This window comes from Lysinibacillus parviboronicapiens, assembly GCF_003049605.2.
In the GTDB taxonomy this organism is placed as follows: domain Bacteria; phylum Bacillota; class Bacilli; order Bacillales_A; family Planococcaceae; genus Lysinibacillus; species Lysinibacillus parviboronicapiens.
Window position 1 is genome coordinate 1,320,848 of the sequence record NZ_CP073713.1, and the last position, 22,369, is coordinate 1,343,216.

Here is a 22,369-nt window from a genome sequence, read left to right on the forward strand (position 1 = left end):
AATGGGGGAGAAGAGTATGTTTTCATTTGAGCATCGACCTAAAATCATGCATTATTTAGAGCAGTATAGCTTTGACGTCTTGGTAATTGGAGGAGGCATTACGGGTGCAGGGATTGCGCTTGATGCTGCCTCAAGAGGATTGTCTGTCGCACTGATTGAGATGCAGGACTTTGCCGCGGGTACGTCAAGTCGTTCGACAAAACTTATTCATGGTGGCCTTCGTTATTTAAAACAGTTTGACGTAGGTGTTGTGGCAGAGGTCGGACGTGAACGTGAAATAGTCTATGACAATGCTGTTCATGTCACGATGCCTGAAAAAATGTTGTTGCCTTTATATAAGAAGGGCTCGCTTGGTCCATTGACAACATCATTAGCATTGAAAGTCTATGATCGACTGGCAGGTGTGAAAAAGCATGAACGTCGTACGATGCTGAGCGCACAAGAAACTGCCGCGCTTGAGCCTCTTTTAAATAATGAAGAGCTTGTCGGTGGAGGCTATTATGTGGAATATCGTACAGATGATGCACGCCTTACAATTGAAGTGCTGAAAAAAGCAGTGGAATACGGGGCGCTTTGTTTAAATTATGCCGAAATGACTGGATTTTTATATAACAAGAAAAAGCTAGTTGGAGCAAAAGTTAAGAATCATGTTACGGGAGAAACGGTGGAAGTACATGCAGCACAAATTGTCAACGCGGCAGGTCCATGGGTGGATGAGGTTCGTCAAAAGGATAAAACGACAGACAAGAAACAATTACGCCTAACAAAAGGTGTACATATTGTCCTTGACCAAAAGCATTTTCCATTACAACAAGCTGTGTATTTTGATATTCCAGATGGTCGTATGGCCTTTGCGATACCACGTGATGGTAAGGCTTATATTGGTACAACCGATACAGTATATGAAGGTGATCCTGTCCATCCGGTGGCAACCCAAGCAGACGTTGATTATTTAATAGCTGCTGCAAAAAATATATTTCCAACAGCCAATATTGCTCGTGAGACAGTTGAGTCATCGTGGGCTGGTGTACGTCCCCTTATTTTCGAAAAAGGCAAGGACCCTTCAGAAATTTCACGTAAAGATGAAATTTGGACAGCATCAAGTGGGTTGATGACAATTGCGGGTGGCAAGTTAACAGGTTATCGTCAAATGGCTGAAACCGTTGTCGATAAAATTGTTAAAATGCATAAATTTAAGCATGCTAGTCCATGTATTACGCGTGAACTTTCGCTTTCTGGGGCGAAGGGCATTAATGCTATTAATTTCCCAGATTACACAGCTTATAAAGCAAGAGAAGGCGTTCAGTATGGTTTGAATTATGATGAAGCAAAACATCTTGTGCAAAAATACGGCACGAATGTCGATGCTTTATTTGAACAGGTGAAATATTTGCATGAACATGGGAGTACAATGCCGCTAGCTTTACACGCAATGCTACTATACGGCATCAAGGCGGAGATGGTATACACACCAAGTGATTTCTTTATCCGTCGTACGGGCTTATTATACTTTGATATCCATGCTGTTAAACGCTATAAACAGCAAGTCATTCAAGTGATGCAACAGCGCTTTCACTATACAGAGGCACAAAAAAACACATATGTTGCTCAGCTAGAACAGTCAATCTTAGATGCGACAAATTTTGCTGAGGAAGGGGTATAAAAATGGAACGCTATATTCAAATGTCAGATGGACATTTTGTCTTTACGCGAACATTAACACCAACTATTTCATGTATTGGTCATATTCATATTTTGCATGGTATGGCGGAGCATAGCGGACGTTATGTGGAGTTTGCAGATCAGCTATGTGCTGTGGGCTACGCGGTCACGATGCATGATCACCGAGGACATGGAGAAACAGCGGCATATAACGGCAAGCTTGGTTTTTTTGCCGAGCACAGTGGCTTTGATCGGGTCGTGGAAGATGTACATGAAATTGTCATGACTATGCACAATCAAGTTGCAGATGTGCCGTTTATATTATTTGGTCATAGTATGGGGTCATTTATTACGAGAAGATATATTCAATTATATAGTGATAGTGTGGATAATGTGATTTTATGTGGGACCGGAAGTGTATCAACATTGCATATGGCAGGGCATGTCTTTGCCCGTACATTGGCCATGCAACGCGGTAAAGATACGGAGAGTCCACTGTTAAATAAGCTGAGCTTTGGAAGCTTTAATAAACAGTTTCAAAATCCGAAAACGGCTTATGATTGGTTATGTTCCGCTGAACATGAAGTACAGAAATATATAGATGATCCATATTGTGGTTTTATGCCAACAAATCAATTTTTTGTTGATTTAACGGCTGGTTTTATGATGCTAAATCGAAAAAAAGAGATTGAAAAAATAAAGAAAAACTTACCGATCTTATTGATAAGTGGTAGCAAGGATCCAGTTGGTGATCAAGGACAAGGTGTATACACAGTCGCTGAGCAGTTTGCAGCTGCGGGAGTAGAAGATGTAACGGTCTACTTATTTGAAGATAAGCGACATGAGATCTTGAACGAGGACAATAAAGAAGCGGTTTATCAAGTTTTATTACGGTGGTTGGGAAAATATGATACAAGATAAATTACAGCAGGCTGAGGTCGTAGCAATTGTGGGACCAACGGCTTCCGGCAAAACGGCACTAAGTATAGAAATAGCCAAAAAATATAATGGCGAAATCATTAACGGCGATGCCATGCAAGTCTATAAAGGTTTAGATATTGGCACAGCGAAAATTACGGAGCAAGAGATGGAGGGTGTGCCACACCATTTACTGAGCTTCAAAGAGCCAACCGACTCATTTTCGGTTGCGGACTATCAGAAATTAGTGCGAGCTAAAATTGCGGATATTCAAGAACGTGGAAAGCTTCCCATTTTAGTAGGGGGCTCGGGATTATATGTGCAAGCAGTACTCTATGATTTTCAATTTACAGAGGAGCAGGTAGACGTGGCAGCAAGAGAAGCCTATTATGCTGAGCTTGCAAAATTAGGTCCAGAGGCTATGCATGCAAAGCTAGCTGCGCTTGACCCAAAAACAGCTCAGACAATCCATCCAAATAATACGCGCCGTGTTATTCGAGCATTAGAGATGATAGAGCTTAGTGGAATCTCCAAGGCCTCAGAAGCACAAAATCGAGGGCAAGCGCCCCTTTATCATCATTTAATCTTAGGACTTGGTCAAAATATGTCTCGTGAAGAACTCTACAACCGCATTAATCTTCGGGTAGATTTAATGATGGAAAAAGGTCTATTAGCAGAAGTGAAAGGCTTATGGCAACAAAATATACGAGATGTACAGTCGATTCAGGCAATCGGTTACAAGGAATTATATGATTATTTAGATGGTAAATGCTCACTTGAAATGGCGCTTGAAAATTTAAAGCAAAATTCACGACGCTATGCAAAAAGGCAGCTAACCTATTTCCGAAATAAAATGGATGTGCAATTCGTGGACAAAGACTGGAATATCCAATAATTTGTAAAAATTACTAATTGCTTAATTGGGATAACATGCTACTATAGGAATGAAGAGGTAGAAAGAGATTAGGGGAGGCGCATTCGATGAAATCAATTAATTTGCAAGATACGTTCTTAAATCATCTACGTAAAAACAGTGTTTTTGTAACTGTGTTTCTTTTAAATGGATTCCAGTTAAAAGGGACTGTGAAATCCTATGATAATTTTACGGTGTTATTAGTAGATGCTGACAATAAACAGCATCTTATTTACAAACACGCAATTTCTACATTCGTTCCAGCTAAGCAAGTTGAGTTTTCAGAGACAGAATAATAAAGGGATATATGAACAGTTAGTGTGTGACACTAGCTGTTTTTTTTTGTTCAAGCTATAATAGTACAAGAGTTTGACATATTGGAGGATTAGACACATGAAAACAATCGAAACAACTGAAATATTAGATTTACTGGATGCAAACGAAGATTTATACATTATTGACGTTCGTGAAGATGATGAAGTCGCACAAGGTATGATTCCAGGCGCACAGCACATCGCACTTGGCACTATTCCAGATCGACTAGATGAATTGGATGCGTCAAAACCTTATATCGTGGTTTGTAAAGCTGGTGGACGCTCTGCAAATGCTTGTGCATTCTTAGAAGATCGAGGCTTTGACGTAACAAACCTTGAAGGCGGAATGCTTGCTTACGATGGTGAGTTAGAATTTAAATAATGATTCATTAAAACCTTCGCTTAAGCGAGGGTTTTGTTTTTTTTATGTGGTGTTATATAAATCAGTCTGTGTAAATTTTGCGCATCTAGTTTTCTTTGCTCTCCTAGAGAGGCTAAGCTTAGTTTAAACTTCTTGTTGAGATTCATCCCGAACGCTTGCGCACTTTTTATCGTATCGATTTGCTTATAGTTAGCTCTCTTAAAAGGACTTCATTATATTTTCATCCATTCATTAAATATATTGACACTAAAAATACTTTGACGTAGATTTAAAGTAGTTGCATAAAAAGTATTAGGTGCCCATTGCGGGAGAATAGGGAATAAAGTGAAATGCTTGAGCGGTCCCACCACTGTAAAATGGAGTTTCATAGAGAATGCCACTAGAATAGTCTGGGAAGGTTCTATGAAATGTTGAAATTGAGCCAGGAGACCTGCCTAATTGACTTCGTATGATATAGACGATGGAAAAGTCTGTAGTTTATTTGTTATGAATAAACTACAGGCTTTTTGTTTTTTCTTTATTCAAAAACCAAGGGGATAGTTACTGATACTTCATAGTAACAGGCAAACAAAAAAGGAGAAATTGTCATGCAATTATTACAACAAACGATACAAAACATTCAGCCAGTTGACAACAATATGATGGAGAAAGCGAGGGAACGAATAGATATCCTTAGTAAACCACCTGGAAGCTTAGGTAAACTTGAGTCTCTTGCCGTGCAGCTATCTGGTATCACGGGACAATTATTTCCGAAGATTGATCGTAAAGCCATCATTGTCTGTGCGGCAGACCACGGTGTTTGTGACGAAGGGGTGACGTCAAACCCGCAAAATGTGACGCTCTTTCAAACATTAAATTTTCCAAAAGGCTTAACAGGTGTTTGTGCTGTCGCAAAAATAACCAATGCAAAAATTGTCACAGTAGACGTTGGCGTAAAAGAGGATATTCCACTCGATGCAGGTGTCATGATTAAAAAAATTAAATACGGCACGGATAATATGGCAAAGGGTCCTGCTATGTCAAGGGAACAAGCGATTCAATCTATTGAAGTAGGAATTGAAGTAGCGATGGGGGAAATTAGAAGTGGAGCGGATTTACTCGGGACAGGTGAAATGGGCATTGGCAATACAACACCAAGTGCTGCGATTTTATCGGTTCTTCATGGATGTAATCCGTGTGAAGTGACTGGATTCGGTGCAGGTGTTGGAACAGGAGGGCTTGCGCATAAAGTAGAGGTCATTCAAAAAGCCATTGCCTTAAACAATCCAAAACGCGATGACGTTATTGATATTCTTGCAAAAGTCGGTGGTTTAGAAATAGGCGCTATGGCTGGAGTCGTACTGGCAGCTGCTGCCAATCGCAAACCGGTTGTCATCGATGGCTTTATTTCTACGATTGCGGCACTAATTGCCTATGAGCTTGAACCACAAGTGAAAGACTATATCATTCCTTCTCATGCCTCTGAAGAACCAGGTGCTAAAATTGCTGCTGAAATGCTGGGAGTTGAACCGATGCTACATATGAATATGCGATTAGGAGAGGGATCGGGTGCAGCTTTAGCATTCCCTATTTTGGATGCAGCTTGCTCCATGATGAATAACATGGCTACATTAGAGGAATCTATGATGATGTTAGAAAAGTAACCTATATTTTAAAGTTTTTAATGAAGGAAATAAAATGAGTTCATAAAACGTAGTGCCACTATATTGACTAGAATCACTATAAAAGGATAACAGGGAAACAGTATTCGGTAAGCGTAGCGTTGATCTTTTATAAGAAATACAGGAAAACAAGTCCAAATAACCGTACTAGCTATTTGGGCTTGTTATTAATACAGGGCTTAGTTATGCTCGATTTAACTTCCGTAAAGGCAAACGCCATTTTTTCATATAAGAAAGAATGCGTAATGCCGTTATGACACCAAATAATACATATAAAAAGATATCTCCTGATAATAATTCAAGGCCTACGAAAAGCCCTGCTAATGCTGCCCAGACGCCATAGATTTCATCGCGTAGTACGAGTGGTTTGCGTCTAGCTAATACATCACGAACAATCCCACCGCCTGAACCTGTTAAAACAGCGGCAACTATCACCGCACTAATTGGCATGTCGAGTTTGACAGCATATAATGCGCCTTGAATCGCAAATGCCGACAATCCAATAGCATCTGTGAAATTACCCCAGCGATGCCAATGCTGAATAAGATGGTGTGGAAATATAAAAAATATGGTAATCGCCGCTAAGGCGATTTGAAACATCATATCCTGTCCCCACAGTGTTGTCACAGGCAAACCAATAAGTAAATTTCGGATGGCACCGCCACCAAATGCCGTAACAATACCAAGTATATAGACACCGAATAAATCGTATTCTTCCTCCATCGCAATTATTGCCCCGGAAATAGCGAAGGCAATTGTCCCAATAATGCTAAAAAACTCCCAAGCCATCCCTTTCACCCCTTCTAACAAATAATTAACTTTAGCAATAAAGTTAAAGACTTTTGCTGAATGTAACAGAATCTATGAATTTTGTAGCTAAATTCAGCATTTGAATACTTTTTTTGGAATAAGTCCGCACATTAGCTTAGCGCATCTTACCTCTAGAAACAATAGGCAAGTTTTGCAGGTAGGCTTACAAATTGTTAAGATAGGACTGGGATTAAGCAAAACTCCAATGAGTGGGGGATTCTCTCTACTGAATACTAGTAAACAGTTCGAGTATTTAATGGTCAGTTAGTAATCGTTCATCAAACTTATTTTTTCACTTTTCTATGGGTGTTGAACGAATGACGGACCTTTTACGGAGGACAAATGTGAAACGGAGACGAAAACAATGACTTTTACAAGCAATTTAACAGAAAACACGCTAGCTTTCGCGGCTATAATAGAGGAAAAGGTCCGTCCTTATCATGCAAAGGTAGAGGAAATGGCGTTTTTCAATCAGCAAAAGGTGCTTGCGGCATTTAGAAAGCATCAGGTAAGTGATTATCATCTGCATCCTTCTAATGGCTATGGCTACGATGATGAAGGTCGTGACAATCTTGAGCGCGTATATGCAGAGGTGTTTGGAGCACAAGCGGCCATAGTGCGTCCACAAATTATCTCGGGTACGCATGCCATTACGCTTAGTTTATTCGGTGTGTTACGTCCAGGTGATGAGTTGCTGTATATTTCTGGTCAACCATATGATACTTTACAATCCATTGTTGATGGTGGGGAGAAGGATACTGGATCACTGAAGGATTATAACATCGGCTATCGCCATGTGGACCTAGTCGATAACCAAACAATTGATTGGCAAGGTGTGGCAGCAGCCATTACACCAAACACCAAAATGATTGCTATTCAACGATCAAAGGGCTATGCAACAAGACCGTCATTTACGATTGCACAAATAGCAGAAATGTGTGCTAAGGTCCGCCAACTTGCCCCAGAAGCAGTTATATTTGTGGATAATTGCTACGGTGAATTTGTCGAGGCACTTGAGCCGACAGAGGTAGGTGCGGATTTAATGGCAGGCTCGCTTATTAAAAACCCAGGTGGTGGCTTAGCCAAAATAGGTGGTTATATTGCTGGCCGTGCTGATTTAGTAGAGAAATGTGCCTACCGTATGACGTCACCAGGCATTGGTGCGGAGGCCGGTGCAACATTAAATACGTTAGGTGATTTCTATCAAGGCTTTTTCCTTGCCCCTCATGTAGTAGCCCAAGCATTAAAAGGAGCCATTTTCACAGCAGGAATGTTGGAAGAAGCAGGTATGGTGACATCACCTAGTTATGATGCTGTACGTACGGATTTAATTCAATCGGTTTCTTTCCAAACAGCGGAGCAGATGATTGCTTTTTGTCGAGAAATTCAAGCGAATTCCCCGATAAATGCGCATTATGCCCCAGAACCAGCGTATATGCCAGGATATGAAGATGATGTCATTATGGCGGCAGGCACATTTATTCAAGGTTCGAGTATTGAACTCACAGCGGATGGTCCAATTCGTCCGCCTTATACGGCATTTATACAGGGGGGCCTAACGTACGAACATGTGAAATTTGCCATTTGCAGCGCCGTGCAATCTATTCCAAAAGAGGCAGACAATAGATAATCCATGCACGAATTTTCATCGGTTTTTACAAATTTTCATCCGTTTAAAAAAAATCTAAAAAACGATGTTAGGAAACCTTACATCTTTATTGACAGTGAAAAATTTTCGTTATATGATTAGCGGGTATTGGAGGGGACTTAAATGAGTCGTGAAATTAGACGAACTATGCCGTTATTATCTATGAGTATCGTGATGCAATTGACCGAGCTTTCGGCACGCCAAATTCGTTATTATGAAGAACACCATTTAATCGAGCCACACCGAACAGAAGGCAATCGTCGTATGTTTTCATTAAATGATGTCGACACACTGCTAGAAGTAAAAGATTACTTGGAGCAGGGCATGAATATGGCGAAGATTAAAAAATTATTCGCTAAAAAACTTGATCCTGTTGCAACAGAAGAACCAGATTTAAGCGACACAGAATTGCGTCGAATAATGCGTGAAGAAATGCGTCAAGCACAGCGCATGCAAAAATCATCCATCAGACGTGGGGATTTATCTCGATTCTATTAAAATTGAGCAACAGGTTGCTTTTTAAGCGGACGGTTTATTGTTCTATTAATAGGGTAGAGTAATGATATAAGCTAGACAATTTATAGGAGTGTGGAAAACTGTGGGTAAATACACAAAAGAGGACATTAAGCGTCTAATCGAAGAAAAAAATGTAAGCTTTATTCGTTTGCAATTTACGGATATTCTTGGCACAATCAAAAACGTTGAAATTCCTGTTAGCCAACTAGACAAAGCACTAGAAAACAAAATGATGTTCGATGGCTCATCCATTGAAGGCTTCGTACGTATCGAAGAATCAGATATGTACTTATATCCTGATTTAGATTCTTTCGTAGTGTTCCCTTGGACTTCTGAAAAAGGGAAAGTAGCACGTTTCATCTGTGACGTGTACACTGCAAAAGGCGACCCATTTGCTGGTGACCCACGTAACAACTTAAAACGAATCCTGAAAAAAATGGAAGACTTAGGCTTCACAAGCTTCAACTTAGGGCCTGAGCCAGAATTCTTCTTATTCAAATTAGATGCAAAAGGCGAGCCAACATTAGAAGTTAATGACCACGGTGGTTACTTCGACTTAGCACCAACAGATTTAGGTGAAAATTGCCGTCGTGACATCGTATTAGAGCTTGAAGAAATGGGCTTTGAAATCGAAGCTTCTCACCATGAGGTAGCGCCTGGACAACATGAAATCGACTTCAAATATGCTGATGCCATCACTGCTTGTGACAACATCCAAACATTTAAATTAGTTGTTAAAACAATTGCACGCAAACATGGCCTACATGCTACATTCATGCCAAAACCATTATTCGGTGAAGCGGGTTCTGGTATGCACTTCAACGTATCTTTATTTAAAGGTAAAGAAAATGCATTCTTCGATGAATCAACAGAACTTGGTCTTTCTGAAACAGCAATGCAATTCATGGCAGGGGTGCTTAAGCATGTTCAAGGCTTCACGGCAGTAACAAACCCAACAGTTAACTCTTATAAACGACTTGTACCTGGTTATGAAGCGCCATGTTACGTAGCATGGTCAGCACAAAATCGTTCACCACTGATTCGTATTCCATCTGCACGTGGACTTTCAACTCGTGTAGAAGTTCGTTCAGTAGACCCTGCAGCAAATCCTTATTTAGCAATGGCTGTTATTTTAGAAGCGGGCCTTGAAGGAATTCGCCAACAATTAACACCACCAGCTGCGATTAACCGTAACATCTATGTAATGAGTGAAGAAGAGCGTAAGGCCAATGGTATTGAAAATCTACCACCAGCACTTGATGACGCTTTAGCATTACTTGCGAAAGACAAAATTGCGCAAGAAGCACTAGGTGAGCACATTTATGCAAACTTCAAAGAAGCAAAAGAAATCGAGTTCGACATGTACCGCACAACCGTACACCAATGGGAACGCGATCAATATTTAAAAATGTACTAATTAAAAGCTCCAACGCTTCTTTATTTTTATGCCCACACTGACACAGGAACAGTTAAATGAGGTTCTAAAACTAGAATCTTTTTGTTGCTTTTAACGATAATAATGAATATTAGGAGTAAAATATAAAGGGTCACCAGGCTGGGAGTGACCCTTTGATCATATCAGAAGTGTATACGGCTGATAGATTAGCCATACACCACTATGATGATAGTTTGTAGAAGGGGTTATGGGGATTATTGATAGTTGCAAATAATGAAGGTACTAGCCTTCTTTTCATTTTTTACACTTAAAAATAAATATTAATAATCTTTTTGCATGAAAGTTGCGCCAACAATAATTAGAAGTATAAATAGAACAACGATTAACACGAATGTTGAACTATTATCCTTACCATAGTCCATGCAATAACCCTTGCCATAGTCATTACCATAGTAGCCGCCGCAACAACTATTATAATTACCTATATTTCCAAAATATCCCATCAGGACCACTCCTTTCTAAAGTTTATTTTATGTATTGTCATTGAAAGGAGAAGGGTATTCGTCTAATCAATCGCTCTATTGCAAGAAAATTTAAGAAATAAACAAAAAAGATTACTCTAACAAAAGTGATATCTGAAATTCAATTAAGAAAATTAAGGTAGGTACTGCTTATGCGTACGTTATCCCATAGTGATATACAGACAATTGATAAATTGTGCTATAAAGAGAAAGAAAAAAGGTAATGAAACCTCATTTTTCCTTAATCTTTCTTACGTTTAAATATTAATTCAAAAAAAGAAGGCGTGCCGTGACCTTTTATTCCCGGTGCAAAAGAAAAAGCGATGAGCAAAAAAGCCCATCGCTTTGTTTTATTAATAGCCCATACGTCTATGATGATGTGGCATATGGCAGTGCTGTGGCATATGGCAAGGGTTAGGTGGCATTTCACAAAGTGTGTGATTTTCACAGCACTCATTTACTACGGATTCTGTACAAGGGAAATAGTATTGATGATCGAAGATATGTTTGTTGACAGTTGTGATATGTGCAGGTTGAACGTGTGGTACGACAGTATGGATATAGTTAGTGCGAACATATTGTTCAGCTGGTAAAAACTGCGGCGGATCAAATTGTGTAGGCATTGTTTGTGGCGGACAGCAGTGTGGACCTTTACCATGACGGCGATTGCGATTAAACATGTTAAAACCTCCTGTTTTGATAAGTTGTCGTTCATAATTAACATATGAGATGTAAGACTAAATGGTCTATTTGTATGCCTATTAAGCGCTGGTTAAATCTCTTAGGCAATAACAATAGAAATGATATGTGTTACGACCTACTAATGAAAGAAAGAAAGCCGTATACAAGTTAAGTGAAAATGTAAAAACCTCAGGAGCTTCCTTTTGTTAGAAGGAATGCCTTGCTAAGGGATATAATATTTTCCATTCCTTAAAAAGGGCGCGGCTAATAGTAGAGAAAGGCCATAATACGAGGCAAGATTGCTATTGACAAATGCCATAATAGTGAAATGATTGCCATTATTTCAATTGTATAAAAATTCACTTTTATGTTAGGTTGAACCGAATGCATTATAGGATTTACAATAGTTTGATAATACAGAAATATTATAAAAATATGAATAATATGAGTATTATTTTAAATTTCATCGAATGCTTCAATGTCTTTATAACTTGTGATATTATGAGCGAAAACAGTATCTACATTTATTTTTGTAGCGGACAAGGGACAAATGATATGGCACTGAGCGTTCACCATATCGGAGGATGATACGAGGGGAAGTTGAAAATATATGGGGGGAGATGTTTGAAAGATTTCTTGTGTGATAAATGGTTAATTTTACTTTTAACACAGAAATTTATTTTACAAATCTAAATGTGCACTTTACACGATATAAATCGACTTAATGTATGACAAGATGTTAGGAATTTTGAAGGGCATAGTTTGATGTTTGCCTAGAGCATCAAGTTGAAGTCCGGTTTAATATTAAGAAATTGTAAATGCCTATGTTAATGATAAAAAAGTAGAGCTGGTCATTCCTTGATACTTTTTAGAGGAATGTTTTTTTATGTGTTCAAGTTTCATTCAGATGAAACGGTACTTACATATATTGATATTTTAACAGTGCATAATGAGCAAGCTTATATGGAACTTCAATCAAAATAGAGAAATGAGGTTTATTGAAAAATATGAAAAAATATCCTACTTCCACTTATTTTTACTTTATTATTCCATCTCTTATTGGTGTCCTATTATTCATGACACCAGTTTTAACAGATGCAGGTTGGAAAGTACCGATTGCCATTTTAGCAAATTTGCTAGCGGGAATTTTGGCACCCGTCATTAGCTATTTTACTGTATCGATGTTTGCGATATCGGCTATCGGCGCACTTATTGCTAAATTTATTCCTCGAAAAAATACTAAAGAACCTAGTATTTTAGATTCATTATTTTATGTAAATTGGTTTTGGACAATCATTCGTCTTATCGGTTTAGTGTTTGCATCGATGGTTGTCTTTAATTTCGGACCAGCTGCCATTAGCAATGAAAATACTGGCGGATTATTGATGGATCCAAATGATGGTTTAGTAACATTTTTATTTACAATTTTCTTATTTGCTGGATTGTTATTACCATTTTTAACAAACTTCGGCTTACTTGAGTTTTTCGGTACAATGATGGTGAAAATCATGCGTCCACTTTTTAAAAGCCCTGGACGCTCCTCTGTTGACGCACTTACTTCGTGGGTTGGTGATGGGACGATTGGTGTTTTAATGACGAGTAAACAATATGAGATGGGGAATTACACGAAAAAAGAGTCAGCTATTATTGCAACCAGCTTCTCTGTTGTGTCTATTACTTTCTGTATCGTCGTGTTAGAAACAGTTCACTTGGAGCGCTATTTTATTCCATATTATTTAACGGTTGTACTTTGTGGGATTGTGCTAGCTATCGTGATGCCTCGCATTTATCCACTTGCGAAAAAGGAAGATACTTATATTGACGGTACACCAGTAGATTTATCACGTGAGCAATTACCAGAAGGCTATAACTCTGTGACACATGGCTTGGAAAATGCGTTAACAGTCGCACATGCAAATCGTAGTCCTGGCCAATTTTTAAAAGATGGGTTTAGAAATGTCTTGGATTTATGGATTGGCGTCGCACCCATTGTTATGGCATTTGGTACAACTGCTTTAATGCTTGCTGAATTCACGAATATCTTTACAGTGTTAGGGATGCCATTCGAACCTATTTTAGAAGTGCTCGGCTTACCAGAAGCGTCTGAGGCAGCACAAACAATGGTTGTTGGCTTTGCCGATATGTTCCTGCCTTCCATTTTGGGCGCAGGTATTGAAGCTGAAACGACACGCTTTGTAATTGCTGTTGTTTCTGTTTCACAGTTGATCTATATGTCTGAAGTAGGTGGGCTGATCTTAGGTACAAAAATTCCACTGAAATTTTTTGATTTAATTGTCCTATTTTTATTACGAACAATCATTTCACTACCAATTGCAGCATTAGTTGCACATATACTCTTCTAGTCTTAACGGCAATTGTTTACATCTTATGAATGTAAGCAGTTGCTTTTTTAGTGGTTACACCAATAAAAACAGCCAAGTGCTAAATTGAGCTGACTTGGCTGTTTTCATTTCATTAGTGTTTAGGTACTTTTTTCTTTACGCGCTTCCATAGGAATATCATATAGACAACTAGTACAGAAATAATGATATATGCCGTCAGCATTGAACCTTCTTCATTACCCATAAAGTTGAAGAAATTATTGAGGCCATGAAATAGAATCGTCAGTATAATAGATTGACCATCTAGTATGAGTAAAGAGAGAACAAGACCTACCAGTAATGCGTATATAATCTGTATGATAGTATCTTCAACTGATTGTCCGGCTATTAGCTGTAAGGCATGTGTTACAGCAAAAAGTATGCTAGAGATCCATACAGCGGTAAAAGTACCCTTAGCTAATAATATTCGAAGCATGATTCCTCTGAAAACTGTTTCTTCAATAAATGCAACGACGAACATTTGCATGATAAACATTAACAGTAAATCGCTAAAGGATTCGAAATTTAAGCCCTTCGTACTGATGAAAATAATACATAAAACGAGCAAAAGTGGACTACATATGAAAATATAATCTTTGTTGATAGGGGCAAAGAAATAATTACGCCACATTTTTTTCGAAGCAATATATAGTAGGAGTCCAAGTGCTAATGGTATCAACAGGGCAAATTGTAAAAACGGGCTAGAAGGTTGCTGAATGGATACATAAGCACCGTTGAAAACATAGAAAAATATTAACAGTAATTCCAAACCTATAAGTTTAAAGGTAATCTTTTTGTTCATTTCATGGATTCCTTTCGATGCTGAATTTCTTATATCCGTACATCTTATGATAATATAATTAGATTTAGGCTGGATTCGCTGATGCCTTATACATAGCACTTGTAATTACTGTATAGAGCAGAATACTAATACCTAGTAAACTACTTAATAGGACATAAACAGAAGCCTCTGATAGCAGATTATACAGTGGGAGGTACCATTCGAAAATCACCATGACAATCGGAATCAATGCCAGCAATCCTATAAAACTATAGCCACCTAGTGTGCCTAAACGATAAAAGACAACATTTAATAAAAGTCCAGAAAGAAGGAAAAATAATAGTAACACTGTGTCTAAAGTAATCGTTAGTAAAAATGACTGGGCATTTTCAAAGAATTGAATAGGATGAATAATGATCGTATCTTTAATATGCAATAGGTCAGAAAAGTAGGTAATCATTGTATGGGTGCAAGTAATAATGAGCGCTCCTGCAATGCTCCACACGATGAAAAAAAGTCCAACATTGCATAGATATTGCCAACGACTTAAACCAAGCTTTAAAAAATATGGCATGGTTCTATTTAATATTTTAGCGCCCATCGTACTATAAAAAATATAGACAGGTATAGAAATCGTGATGACAAAGGAAATATACTTACCAAAAAAGGTGTCTAAGAAAAATGACAGTAAAACAATGGAAAATAAAATACTCCAGAATATAATATTTTTCTTTTTATAGCTTTGAAATAATACATAAAAGCTCCCCTTTACTGTATTCATACAATTACCCTCGCTTTCTGCTGTTTACTTAAATACACCAACATGTCTTGTAGAGAAACACTTTCACGTGTAATATTGTTGCCTTCGATCGTGCGGCCATTGGCGTAGACTACGGCGGTCATTTCCTGCATGAACGAATGCTGGTAAATAACCTCTAAACCAGCAGTTGCCTGCTCGACATCAAGAGCGCCACCTTTCACAGCGACAATATGCTGATGCCATTCATCCGCCGTTTTTTGAAGTAGTAATTGTCCTTCGTGAAGGATAAGGATTTCCTCAAACAACGCACTTGCTTCATCAATTAAATGCGTTGACAAGATAAATAATCTTGGATTATCAGACTGCTTTTCAATTAATAAATCATAAAATGTATTACGTCCGGCTACATCTAGCCCGATATAAGGTTCATCAAAAATCGTGATGGCGGCATTGCTTGCAAACCCTGTAATAATACCCAGTGCCGAGACCATTCCCTTCGACAGACTGCGCACTTTGTCTTTTGGATTAAGCGCAAATACCTGTAGTAGCTCTAAAGCAAGATTTTCATCCCATTTTGGATAAAAGAAGCTATTGGCTTTTAAGCTTTGAGCAATCGTCATTTCCTCTTGAAAATTACCACTCTCTGCAACAAAGCAAATGTCACGTAAAATAGATGGGGCATTAAAGACATTTTCTCCATTCACACAAACACTTCCGTTAGATGGAACAATGAGTCCTGCTAACAGATTTAAGAAGGTCGTTTTTCCAGCACCGTTATGACCTAAGAAACCAATGATTTTCGGACCTTCAATCGTAAACGAGACATTTTTTAACGCCTGCTTGTGCTTATACGATTTACTTACATTACTTACTTTAATCATCATAAGTTATCCCCTTTGTAACATATTTTGTAATTCTTCATGTGAGATGCCTAATCTTGTGGCTTCTTTTTTCAGTGGTTCAATATGCTGGGCAAAAAAACTTTCTTTCCGCTCAGCAATTAATATCTTTCGCGCATCAGTACTAACAAACATACCGACGCCACGTTTTTTATAAATCACACCCTTATCCACTAATTCGTTCACGCCCTTTCCTGCTGTAGCAGGGTTGATTTGATATTCTTTGGCAAATTCATTTGTTGATGGAATGCGATCTTCAGGCTGTAACAGTTCATCGAGAATAGAATCCTCAATGCGTTCACGAATTTGTTGGAAAATAGGCTTTTCATTGCTTAACGAATAGCTCACAATACACCTCCTAGTTCGTTGGTTAGTTAGTTGTGTAACTAACTATATAACGTGATGTGAAAATTGTCAATCCATTTGATGGAAAAATTTTCACTTGATGTAACGCACACATAAAGTTTGAATCTGTAAATGATTTTCCAGCTTATTTTCAATTAACATAAAAAGTTGTTGTCGATTAAAATAAAAATTTATAACAACAATGTCGGCAACTAAACATTATTGATTATAATTAAAGGCTGTTTTTTAAAGATTGCTATAAGTGGTGCTGGAATTGCCTTAATAAATCGTGGGAATGTATACACAAATAGGAGGGGAATTACTACGAAAATATAGGTCATTGTAGAAATCCGATAAAATGGGGTACTTATGCTAAAAAATTTAAAGTAGCTAATGAGTTAATCTAATCATCACAGCATTTTGAATAAATTTCATTACCTTAGCTAACTTGAACAACATGAAATTAATGGAGCGAACGGCCTTTGTCATCGAAGTGGAGCAGGACGAAAAATATCAGCTAGAGGCAAAGGTGATTGTTGAAGTGGTGGAATGATAAACTGTCTAGATTGAGCGAAATTGGTCATCATCAACGGTCAAAAGTGCTTGGACGAACGAGCAAAACGTGGGGCTATCCAGTCAAAACCAGCAGACCCAAGTAACCCCATCGTGTAAACCACAACAAAATTAAAAGGATGAGCAGATGCCTCATCCTTTCAATTCATCCTCGATTATATGAAGTGCTACGACTTACAAAATCTGTTTTACTTTTTCACTATTACTTGCACAACATAGCGTGTTGCTTCACCTATAAAGAAATGCACCATGGGAATAGCTGTGCCCATGCTAATACATCGTGTCCATGTAAAGCCATTCTACATCTTTGAGACCACCTGTATCGTAAGCGAGCTATTGGTCTTCATATAATAGTAGAGCCCGTTGGAAAACGGTCAGACTGTTCTCATATAAATTTATTTGCTTCTAATCCGTATACATATTCCTATTGTTTAAAGCGTTGATCCCACATAGTCATTTTTTATCACAACGTATTTGTTGCATATACATCGTATAAAAAAGGCCGTGCTGTGTAAGCAATTGATCAAATGTCCCACTTTCTGCTAGTGTGCCATTATTCATCACGAAGATGCGGTCCATTTTTGCTAAATCTATTAGCTTATGTGTAATTAGGACAATTGTTTTATCTTTTCCTTTCGTGAGTAAAGTATTAAATAAATGCACCTCGGTTTGAGCATCTACACTCGTGAATGGTTCATCTAACAGCCAAAGGTCACTATTTTTTAATAGGACACGTGCAAAGGCCAGGCGTTGTTTTTCGCCTCCTGATAAATTGCCGCCTTTTTCATATACAATAGCAGTTAATGATTTCGTAATAAATACTTGGTCGAGCACTTGCTGTAATTCTTCATCTGTCGCGTTTGGTTTTGCCAGTAGTAAATTTTCTCGAAGGGTGCCAGAGAAAAAGTGATTATGCTGTAATTGAATACTCATTTGTGCCCAAAGTTCCTGCTCATCGATAGAGCGCATCGGCTGCTCATTTATAAAAATCTCGCCACTAATCGGCTTGAACTCATGAATAAGCAGTTGAAATAATGTGGATTTGCCAGAGCCACTTGGACCGACAATCGCTACTTTTTCACCTGCGGCGATTGTACAATTGACATGTAAAACAGCAGAATGCAATGTGTTTTGATACGTATAAGATACATTTTCACATGTAATGTGCAATGGCTTATTGCTTACTAATGGCATACGCTCAGTAGGAGAAGTGGGTGGTGCAATCGCATCTAATCGCGCGGTCGCTTCTTGAGCATTTTTATAATGACTAGGTAGCATCGCAAGTGGGATAGCCGATTCAAACACTGTTAATGCCACTAATACTAGCATCGCAAGGTATAAACCATCTAAAGTACCGATGGAAACGAAATAGGCTCCTACACTGACGATGAAAAACGCCGTTAATAAAGAAATGAACTGATTCCAAAAATGTATGCTTTGTTCACGATTTAGCACTTGTTTTTTTAGTCGTGAATAATCTGTACTTATGATTTGTAACGACTGTTCCTTCGTTGCTAATTGGTAATGTAGCTGTAAATCACGGTAACCGTATAAATATTCCGCTGCTTCATTTGTAAATGCATTTTTGACTGGCACAGTTGTATTCGATTTTTGAAAAATCAAAATTGCAGGGACGACTGTACTTGTGAATATAAAGCCCATCATCAAAATCAGTGCTAGCCACGGTGAAAACCACAGTGTAAAAAGAATCGTTGCGAAAAAAACAAATAGCGCAATAAACGGTGGATAGATGACCCTTAAGAAAAAATGTTGCAATAGATCCACGTCACTCGTAATCCGATTTAATAAATCGCCACTTTTGTATGAATATAATAAGTTTGTTTGCGGTACTAGCTTTTTAAAAAAGCGCATGCGTACAGCACTTATAAAGCGAAAGGTAACACGGTGTGAAATATAGCGTTCGGCATATTTACTAGCGGATTTGGCGACACCAAAAAGCTTTAAAAATGCCGTTAAAATCAAAATGATATAGAAAGGAGGCATGAGAGCAGCTTTTGAAATGAGAAAGCCACTCTGTGCAAATAATGCGACTGCTGTAAGACCGCTAATTGTACCAGCAGTCATCGCAAGTAGCACATCTTTTTTATCATGTAAAATCATCTGAATAAGTGCTTTCATGATACGTACCTCTTTTCTTCATATATTCGTAAAACGGGTGAGATGCTAATTGTGCATGTGTGCCGCTCACGCTAACTTGACCATTTTCAATAATATATAATATATCAGCATGCTGAATGCTCTCGAATCGATGTGCGACCGTAATGACGGTTGCATGTTGACGGAATGTATACATCGCTTGTGTGAGCAGTTGCTCTGTTAACACATCCAGTCCGGCAGTTGGTTCATCGAAAAATAAAATTGCTGGGTTCTTTAAAAAAGCACGAGCAATAGCGACGCGTTGTTTTTCGCCACCAGATAATCCACGTCCACCTTCACCGATGTTTGTGTCTAATTGTTCAGACAATGTGTCCAGCCAAGATGTGAGTTGTGCTTTATGCAATGCTTCATAAATCTCCTCATCAGTAGCTGAAAGCCCCATTCGAATATTATCTCGAAGCGTACCAGCAAATACATATGGATGTTGCGAAATATAGCTCATTTGACGATACCAATCTTGCTCTGACAGTTGTGTGCGCGGTTTACCATCGATTATAACCGCACCGTTAGATAATTCCACCATACTTGACAGCATATTTAAAATCGTTGTTTTACCGTGACCAGTTGGACCGATTAAAGCAACCATTTCCCCAGGTTTTACATCAAGAGAAATTGGGCCAATGAGCGGTCCATTTTCATATTGGTATGTTGCGTTTTGTAAGGAAAGCTGTGGTTTATCGTCAATCGACTCTTTGCCCCAATGCACGGGTGTTGCGGTTGTTTGCATAGCCTCTTCAATAATGGAAACCGCGCCTAAACTTCCCCGACCTGTATGAAAGGCTGCGCCGAGTTCTTTTAAGGAATTGTAGTACTCAGGTGCTAATGTTAAAACAAAAAATGCAGGTGCAAAAGTGAGCGACTGAAAGACAATCATTTGAAAACCAATCTCGAGCGCGACCAATCCGACCCCTAATGTTGTTATTAATTCAATAAATAATGTGGAAGCAAAGGCAATTTTTAAAACGGACAATGTACGTTCCATAAATCCTTTATTGTTTTGTGCTAGCACAGCCTCTTGCTTATCACTTTGTCCAAAGAGGCGAATTGATTGAAGTCCTTGCAGTAAATCAAGGAATTTTCCAGAAAATCGATTCATCGCCACTAATTGTTCTTCGGTTTTTGCTTTTGTTTGCATGCCGACGATGATATACGTTAACGGAATAAACGGGGCTGTAATCAGCATAATCCAGCCACTTGCCGCATGTGTCATAAAGACAGTGATTAACACCATGAGTGGAACGACGGTTGTTTTGATGACCTGTGGTATATATTCCCGGTAGTAACTTTCTAATTGGTCTACTGTATCAATTAACAATGTCACCTTTTCACCTGTTTGTGTGGTCATTTGCGCTTCCATTGCATTTTGTGTCCAATGCTGAAGCAATGCTTGGCGAATCGAATTTTTGACACGCTCAGCCAATGTCCCACCTATTCTATTTAGCCAAAACTGTGTAAATAAGCGTAACAAAATAGCAAGAAATAATAAAAGTAAAAAACGAAGTGTAGATGAAAAAGGGCTTTGTTCTATAAATACAAGGTTGACAATTTGCACAATGCTATAGCCTTGTAGAACGATACTGCCACCTAAAAATACAGATAAAACAAAGAGGATAAGCAGCTTCCCTTTATGTGCCGCTGCCCATGTTTGTAAAGAATGCATTTGTATCAGCTCCTTTCTTCTTATATTAATATAGATAAATATAAATAAAATTAGGGGTTTTCCACTAAAAACAAGTCATTGTTTAGGGGGAAACCCCTATGTTTTTGAAATATAGATTTCACTATGATGAGAGTGTAAGTTTCACAACACAAAAATGCAGAAAGAAGGAAGAAGCATGAAAAATTCTTTCAACGTCGTCATTGTTGGTGGGGGAACAGCTGGTATTTCTGTTGCCGCTCGCTTAATAAGAAAATCGCAAAGCCTCTTCCATGAAGTGGCGATTATAGATCCAGCATCTAAGCATTATTATCAGCCGCTATGGACGCTAGTTGGTGGAGGCGCTGCTAAAAAAGAAGACTCTGAACGTTCAATGGAATCTATTATCCCCGAAGGTGCAGTATGGATGCAACAACCTGTGCTTGAATTTAAACCTGAACGAAACGAAGTCATCCTAGGAGATCAAACAACTGTTACGTACGATTACTTAGTTGTAGCAGGCGGTATTGAAATTAACTGGGGTGCCATTAAAGGGTTAAAAGAAGCGCTTGGTACAAAATCTGTTTGCAGTAACTATTCATTTGAACATGTAGATTATACATGGGAAACTATTCGCAATTTAAAATCGGGTACAGCCTTATTTACACACCCGAATTCACCAGTAAAATGCGGTGGTGCACCACAAAAAATTATGCATATAGCTGAAGATTACTTCCGTAAAGTGGGGGTTCGTCAAAATATGAACGTTGTATTCGGTTCAGCAAATTCAGCCATTTTCGATGTACTTAAATACCGTGAGGCGCTAGAAAAAGTAGTGGAACGAAAACAAATCGATGCACGATTCCGCCGTAACTTAATCGAAATTAAAACGGATGAAAAAATCGCTATCTTCGAAAATCTAGATACCGGTGCAATAGTGCAAGTGAAGTATGACATGATTCACGTCACACCTTATATGAATGCACCAAAATTTATCGCGAATAGCCCATTAGCTGATCAAAATGGTTGGGTAGATGTGGATATGTATACATTGCAGCATAAAAAATATGCAAACGTATTCGGTATTGGAGACTGTGCAAACTTGCCAACATCTAAAACAGGAGCAGCCATTCGCAAGCAAGCGCCCGTCGTAGCCGAAAATGTACTAGCCTGTATGCGCAATCAAATAATGGATAAAACGTATAACGGTTATTCATCTTGCCCAATTGTAACAGGTTACAACAAGTTAATTTTAGCAGAGTTTGACTATACAAAAGAGCCTGCTGAATCTATGCCATTTAACCAAGCAGTTGAACGTACGAGCATGTATATTATGAAAAAACATTTATTACCGATCATGTACTGGGACGGCATGCTAAAAGGAACGATGTAGG

General features: G+C 38.5%; 20 protein-coding genes and 1 riboswitch. Of the genes, 11 read left to right on the forward strand and 9 right to left on the reverse strand.

Annotated elements, in window-relative coordinates; translation table 11 throughout:
- Positions 1-16: 16 nt before the first annotated feature.
- The 6 genes from C9J31_RS06175 to cobT all read left to right on the forward strand — a co-directional run bounded on the left by C9J31_RS06175 (position 17) and on the right by cobT (position 5,832).
- On the forward strand, positions 17-1,663 hold the full coding sequence (locus C9J31_RS06175) for a glycerol-3-phosphate dehydrogenase/oxidase (protein WP_107923000.1): 1,647 nt from the start codon (positions 17-19) through the stop codon (positions 1,661-1,663).
- Between the two features lie 2 nt (positions 1,664-1,665).
- Positions 1,666-2,583 carry an alpha/beta fold hydrolase gene (locus tag C9J31_RS06180; RefSeq protein WP_107947882.1) on the forward strand — a complete coding sequence of 306 codons (918 nt, stop codon included), beginning with the start codon at positions 1,666-1,668 and terminating at the stop codon, positions 2,581-2,583.
- Positions 2,570-3,475, forward strand: a complete 906-nt coding sequence (miaA, locus tag C9J31_RS06185; protein ID WP_107947884.1) for a tRNA (adenosine(37)-N6)-dimethylallyltransferase MiaA — start codon at positions 2,570-2,572, stop codon at positions 3,473-3,475. The genes C9J31_RS06180 and miaA overlap by 14 nt, the downstream gene beginning before the upstream one ends.
- Before the next feature lie 86 nt (positions 3,476-3,561).
- Entirely contained in the window at positions 3,562-3,789 is a 228-nt protein-coding gene (gene hfq / locus C9J31_RS06190; protein ID WP_054767162.1) for an RNA chaperone Hfq, read from the forward strand.
- Positions 3,790-3,886: 97 nt separating this feature from the next.
- A complete protein-coding gene (locus C9J31_RS06195; protein ID WP_107947885.1) occupies positions 3,887-4,189 on the forward strand; it encodes a rhodanese-like domain-containing protein in 303 nt (100 codons plus the stop codon).
- A gap of 276 nt (positions 4,190-4,465) precedes the next feature.
- Positions 4,466-4,641, forward strand: a riboswitch (cobalamin riboswitch).
- 135 nt (positions 4,642-4,776) lie between these two features.
- A complete protein-coding gene (gene cobT / locus C9J31_RS06200; protein WP_107922998.1) occupies positions 4,777-5,832 on the forward strand; it encodes a nicotinate-nucleotide--dimethylbenzimidazole phosphoribosyltransferase in 1,056 nt (351 codons plus the stop codon).
- Between the two features lie 201 nt (positions 5,833-6,033).
- Here cobT and C9J31_RS06205 read toward each other — a convergent pair whose 3' ends face one another.
- Positions 6,034-6,639, reverse strand: a complete 606-nt coding sequence (locus C9J31_RS06205) for a trimeric intracellular cation channel family protein (RefSeq protein ID WP_107947887.1) — start codon at positions 6,637-6,639, stop codon at positions 6,034-6,036.
- Between the two features lie 385 nt (positions 6,640-7,024).
- On the opposite strand from C9J31_RS06205, the gene C9J31_RS06210 reads away from it, so the two are divergent.
- From C9J31_RS06210 to glnA, 3 genes are all read left to right on the forward strand, one after another.
- Entirely contained in the window at positions 7,025-8,290 is a 1,266-nt protein-coding gene (locus C9J31_RS06210; protein ID WP_054767164.1) for a methionine gamma-lyase family protein, read from the forward strand.
- A 141-nt stretch (positions 8,291-8,431) separates the two neighbouring features.
- Positions 8,432-8,806 (forward strand): MerR family transcriptional regulator, encoded by a 375-nt coding sequence (locus C9J31_RS06215; RefSeq protein WP_107922996.1) that lies wholly within the window; start codon positions 8,432-8,434, stop codon positions 8,804-8,806.
- A 100-nt stretch (positions 8,807-8,906) separates the two neighbouring features.
- On the forward strand, positions 8,907-10,241 hold the full coding sequence (glnA, locus tag C9J31_RS06220; protein WP_107922995.1) for a type I glutamate--ammonia ligase: 1,335 nt from the start codon (positions 8,907-8,909) through the stop codon (positions 10,239-10,241).
- Between the two features lie 299 nt (positions 10,242-10,540).
- Here glnA and C9J31_RS06225 read toward each other — a convergent pair whose 3' ends face one another.
- Both C9J31_RS06225 and C9J31_RS06230 read right to left on the reverse strand, forming a co-directional pair.
- The gene (locus C9J31_RS06225; RefSeq protein WP_107947889.1) at positions 10,541-10,723 is read right to left on the reverse strand and encodes a YjcZ family sporulation protein; all 183 of its coding nucleotides are present in this window, start codon (positions 10,721-10,723) and stop codon (positions 10,541-10,543) included.
- 371 nt (positions 10,724-11,094) lie between these two features.
- Positions 11,095-11,421: a CotD family spore coat protein gene (locus C9J31_RS06230; protein ID WP_107947891.1), complete on the reverse strand. Its 327-nt coding sequence runs from the start codon at positions 11,419-11,421 to the stop codon at positions 11,095-11,097.
- Between the two features lie 1,008 nt (positions 11,422-12,429).
- Between C9J31_RS06230 and C9J31_RS06235 the strand changes: the two genes are divergently transcribed.
- Positions 12,430-13,785 carry a YjiH family protein gene (locus C9J31_RS06235; RefSeq protein WP_107947893.1) on the forward strand — a complete coding sequence of 452 codons (1,356 nt, stop codon included), beginning with the start codon at positions 12,430-12,432 and terminating at the stop codon, positions 13,783-13,785.
- Positions 13,786-13,897: 112 nt separating this feature from the next.
- Here C9J31_RS06235 and C9J31_RS06240 read toward each other — a convergent pair whose 3' ends face one another.
- The 6 genes from C9J31_RS06240 to cydD form a co-directional block, all read right to left on the reverse strand.
- The gene (locus tag C9J31_RS06240; RefSeq protein WP_107947895.1) at positions 13,898-14,605 is read right to left on the reverse strand and encodes a CPBP family intramembrane glutamic endopeptidase; all 708 of its coding nucleotides are present in this window, start codon (positions 14,603-14,605) and stop codon (positions 13,898-13,900) included.
- Between the two features lie 64 nt (positions 14,606-14,669).
- Positions 14,670-15,365, reverse strand: coding sequence for a hypothetical protein (locus C9J31_RS06245; protein WP_107922992.1), 696 nt, complete (start codon positions 15,363-15,365; stop codon positions 14,670-14,672).
- Entirely contained in the window at positions 15,362-16,228 is an 867-nt protein-coding gene (locus tag C9J31_RS06250; protein ID WP_107947897.1) for an ABC transporter ATP-binding protein, read from the reverse strand. The genes C9J31_RS06245 and C9J31_RS06250 overlap by 4 nt, the downstream gene beginning before the upstream one ends.
- Before the next feature lie 3 nt (positions 16,229-16,231).
- The gene (locus tag C9J31_RS06255) at positions 16,232-16,591 is read right to left on the reverse strand and encodes a GntR family transcriptional regulator (RefSeq protein WP_107947899.1); all 360 of its coding nucleotides are present in this window, start codon (positions 16,589-16,591) and stop codon (positions 16,232-16,234) included.
- Between the two features lie 1,023 nt (positions 16,592-17,614).
- On the reverse strand, positions 17,615-19,300 hold the full coding sequence (gene cydC / locus C9J31_RS06260) for a thiol reductant ABC exporter subunit CydC (RefSeq protein ID WP_107947901.1): 1,686 nt from the start codon (positions 19,298-19,300) through the stop codon (positions 17,615-17,617).
- On the reverse strand, positions 19,269-20,999 hold the full coding sequence (gene cydD, locus C9J31_RS06265) for a thiol reductant ABC exporter subunit CydD (RefSeq protein ID WP_107947902.1): 1,731 nt from the start codon (positions 20,997-20,999) through the stop codon (positions 19,269-19,271). The genes cydC and cydD overlap by 32 nt, the downstream gene beginning before the upstream one ends.
- 175 nt (positions 21,000-21,174) lie before the next feature.
- Between cydD and C9J31_RS06270 the strand changes: the two genes are divergently transcribed.
- A complete protein-coding gene (locus C9J31_RS06270) occupies positions 21,175-22,368 on the forward strand; it encodes an FAD/NAD(P)-binding oxidoreductase (RefSeq protein ID WP_107947904.1) in 1,194 nt (397 codons plus the stop codon).
- Position 22,369: the final 1 nt, after the last annotated feature.

Excerpts from the sequence above, each read along its gene's own strand:
- C9J31_RS06210 (WP_054767164.1), top strand. The coding sequence starts at position 7,025 with ATGACTTTTACAAGCAATTTAACAGAAAACACGCTAGCTTTCGCGGCT.
- C9J31_RS06230 (WP_107947891.1), bottom strand. The coding sequence starts at position 11,421 with ATGTTTAATCGCAATCGCCGTCATGGTAAAGGTCCACACTGCTGTCCG.
- C9J31_RS06175 (WP_107923000.1), top strand. The coding sequence starts at position 17 with ATGTTTTCATTTGAGCATCGACCTAAAATCATGCATTATTTAGAGCAG.
- cobT (WP_107922998.1), top strand. The coding sequence starts at position 4,777 with ATGCAATTATTACAACAAACGATACAAAACATTCAGCCAGTTGACAAC.
- C9J31_RS06205 (WP_107947887.1), bottom strand. The coding sequence starts at position 6,639 with ATGGCTTGGGAGTTTTTTAGCATTATTGGGACAATTGCCTTCGCTATT.
- C9J31_RS06215 (WP_107922996.1), top strand. The coding sequence starts at position 8,432 with ATGAGTCGTGAAATTAGACGAACTATGCCGTTATTATCTATGAGTATC.
- C9J31_RS06195 (WP_107947885.1), top strand. The coding sequence starts at position 3,887 with ATGAAAACAATCGAAACAACTGAAATATTAGATTTACTGGATGCAAAC.
- C9J31_RS06240 (WP_107947895.1), bottom strand. The coding sequence starts at position 14,605 with ATGAACAAAAAGATTACCTTTAAACTTATAGGTTTGGAATTACTGTTA.
- hfq (WP_054767162.1), top strand. The coding sequence starts at position 3,562 with ATGAAATCAATTAATTTGCAAGATACGTTCTTAAATCATCTACGTAAA.
- miaA (WP_107947884.1), top strand. The coding sequence starts at position 2,570 with ATGATACAAGATAAATTACAGCAGGCTGAGGTCGTAGCAATTGTGGGA.
- cydD (WP_107947902.1), bottom strand. The coding sequence starts at position 20,999 with ATGCATTCTTTACAAACATGGGCAGCGGCACATAAAGGGAAGCTGCTT.
- C9J31_RS06235 (WP_107947893.1), top strand. The coding sequence starts at position 12,430 with ATGAAAAAATATCCTACTTCCACTTATTTTTACTTTATTATTCCATCT.
- C9J31_RS06245 (WP_107922992.1), bottom strand. The coding sequence starts at position 15,365 with ATGAATACAGTAAAGGGGAGCTTTTATGTATTATTTCAAAGCTATAAA.
- C9J31_RS06225 (WP_107947889.1), bottom strand. The coding sequence starts at position 10,723 with ATGGGATATTTTGGAAATATAGGTAATTATAATAGTTGTTGCGGCGGC.
- C9J31_RS06250 (WP_107947897.1), bottom strand. The coding sequence starts at position 16,228 with ATGATGATTAAAGTAAGTAATGTAAGTAAATCGTATAAGCACAAGCAG.
- C9J31_RS06180 (WP_107947882.1), top strand. The coding sequence starts at position 1,666 with ATGGAACGCTATATTCAAATGTCAGATGGACATTTTGTCTTTACGCGA.
- cydC (WP_107947901.1), bottom strand. The coding sequence starts at position 19,300 with ATGAAAGCACTTATTCAGATGATTTTACATGATAAAAAAGATGTGCTA.
- C9J31_RS06270 (WP_107947904.1), top strand. The coding sequence starts at position 21,175 with ATGAAAAATTCTTTCAACGTCGTCATTGTTGGTGGGGGAACAGCTGGT.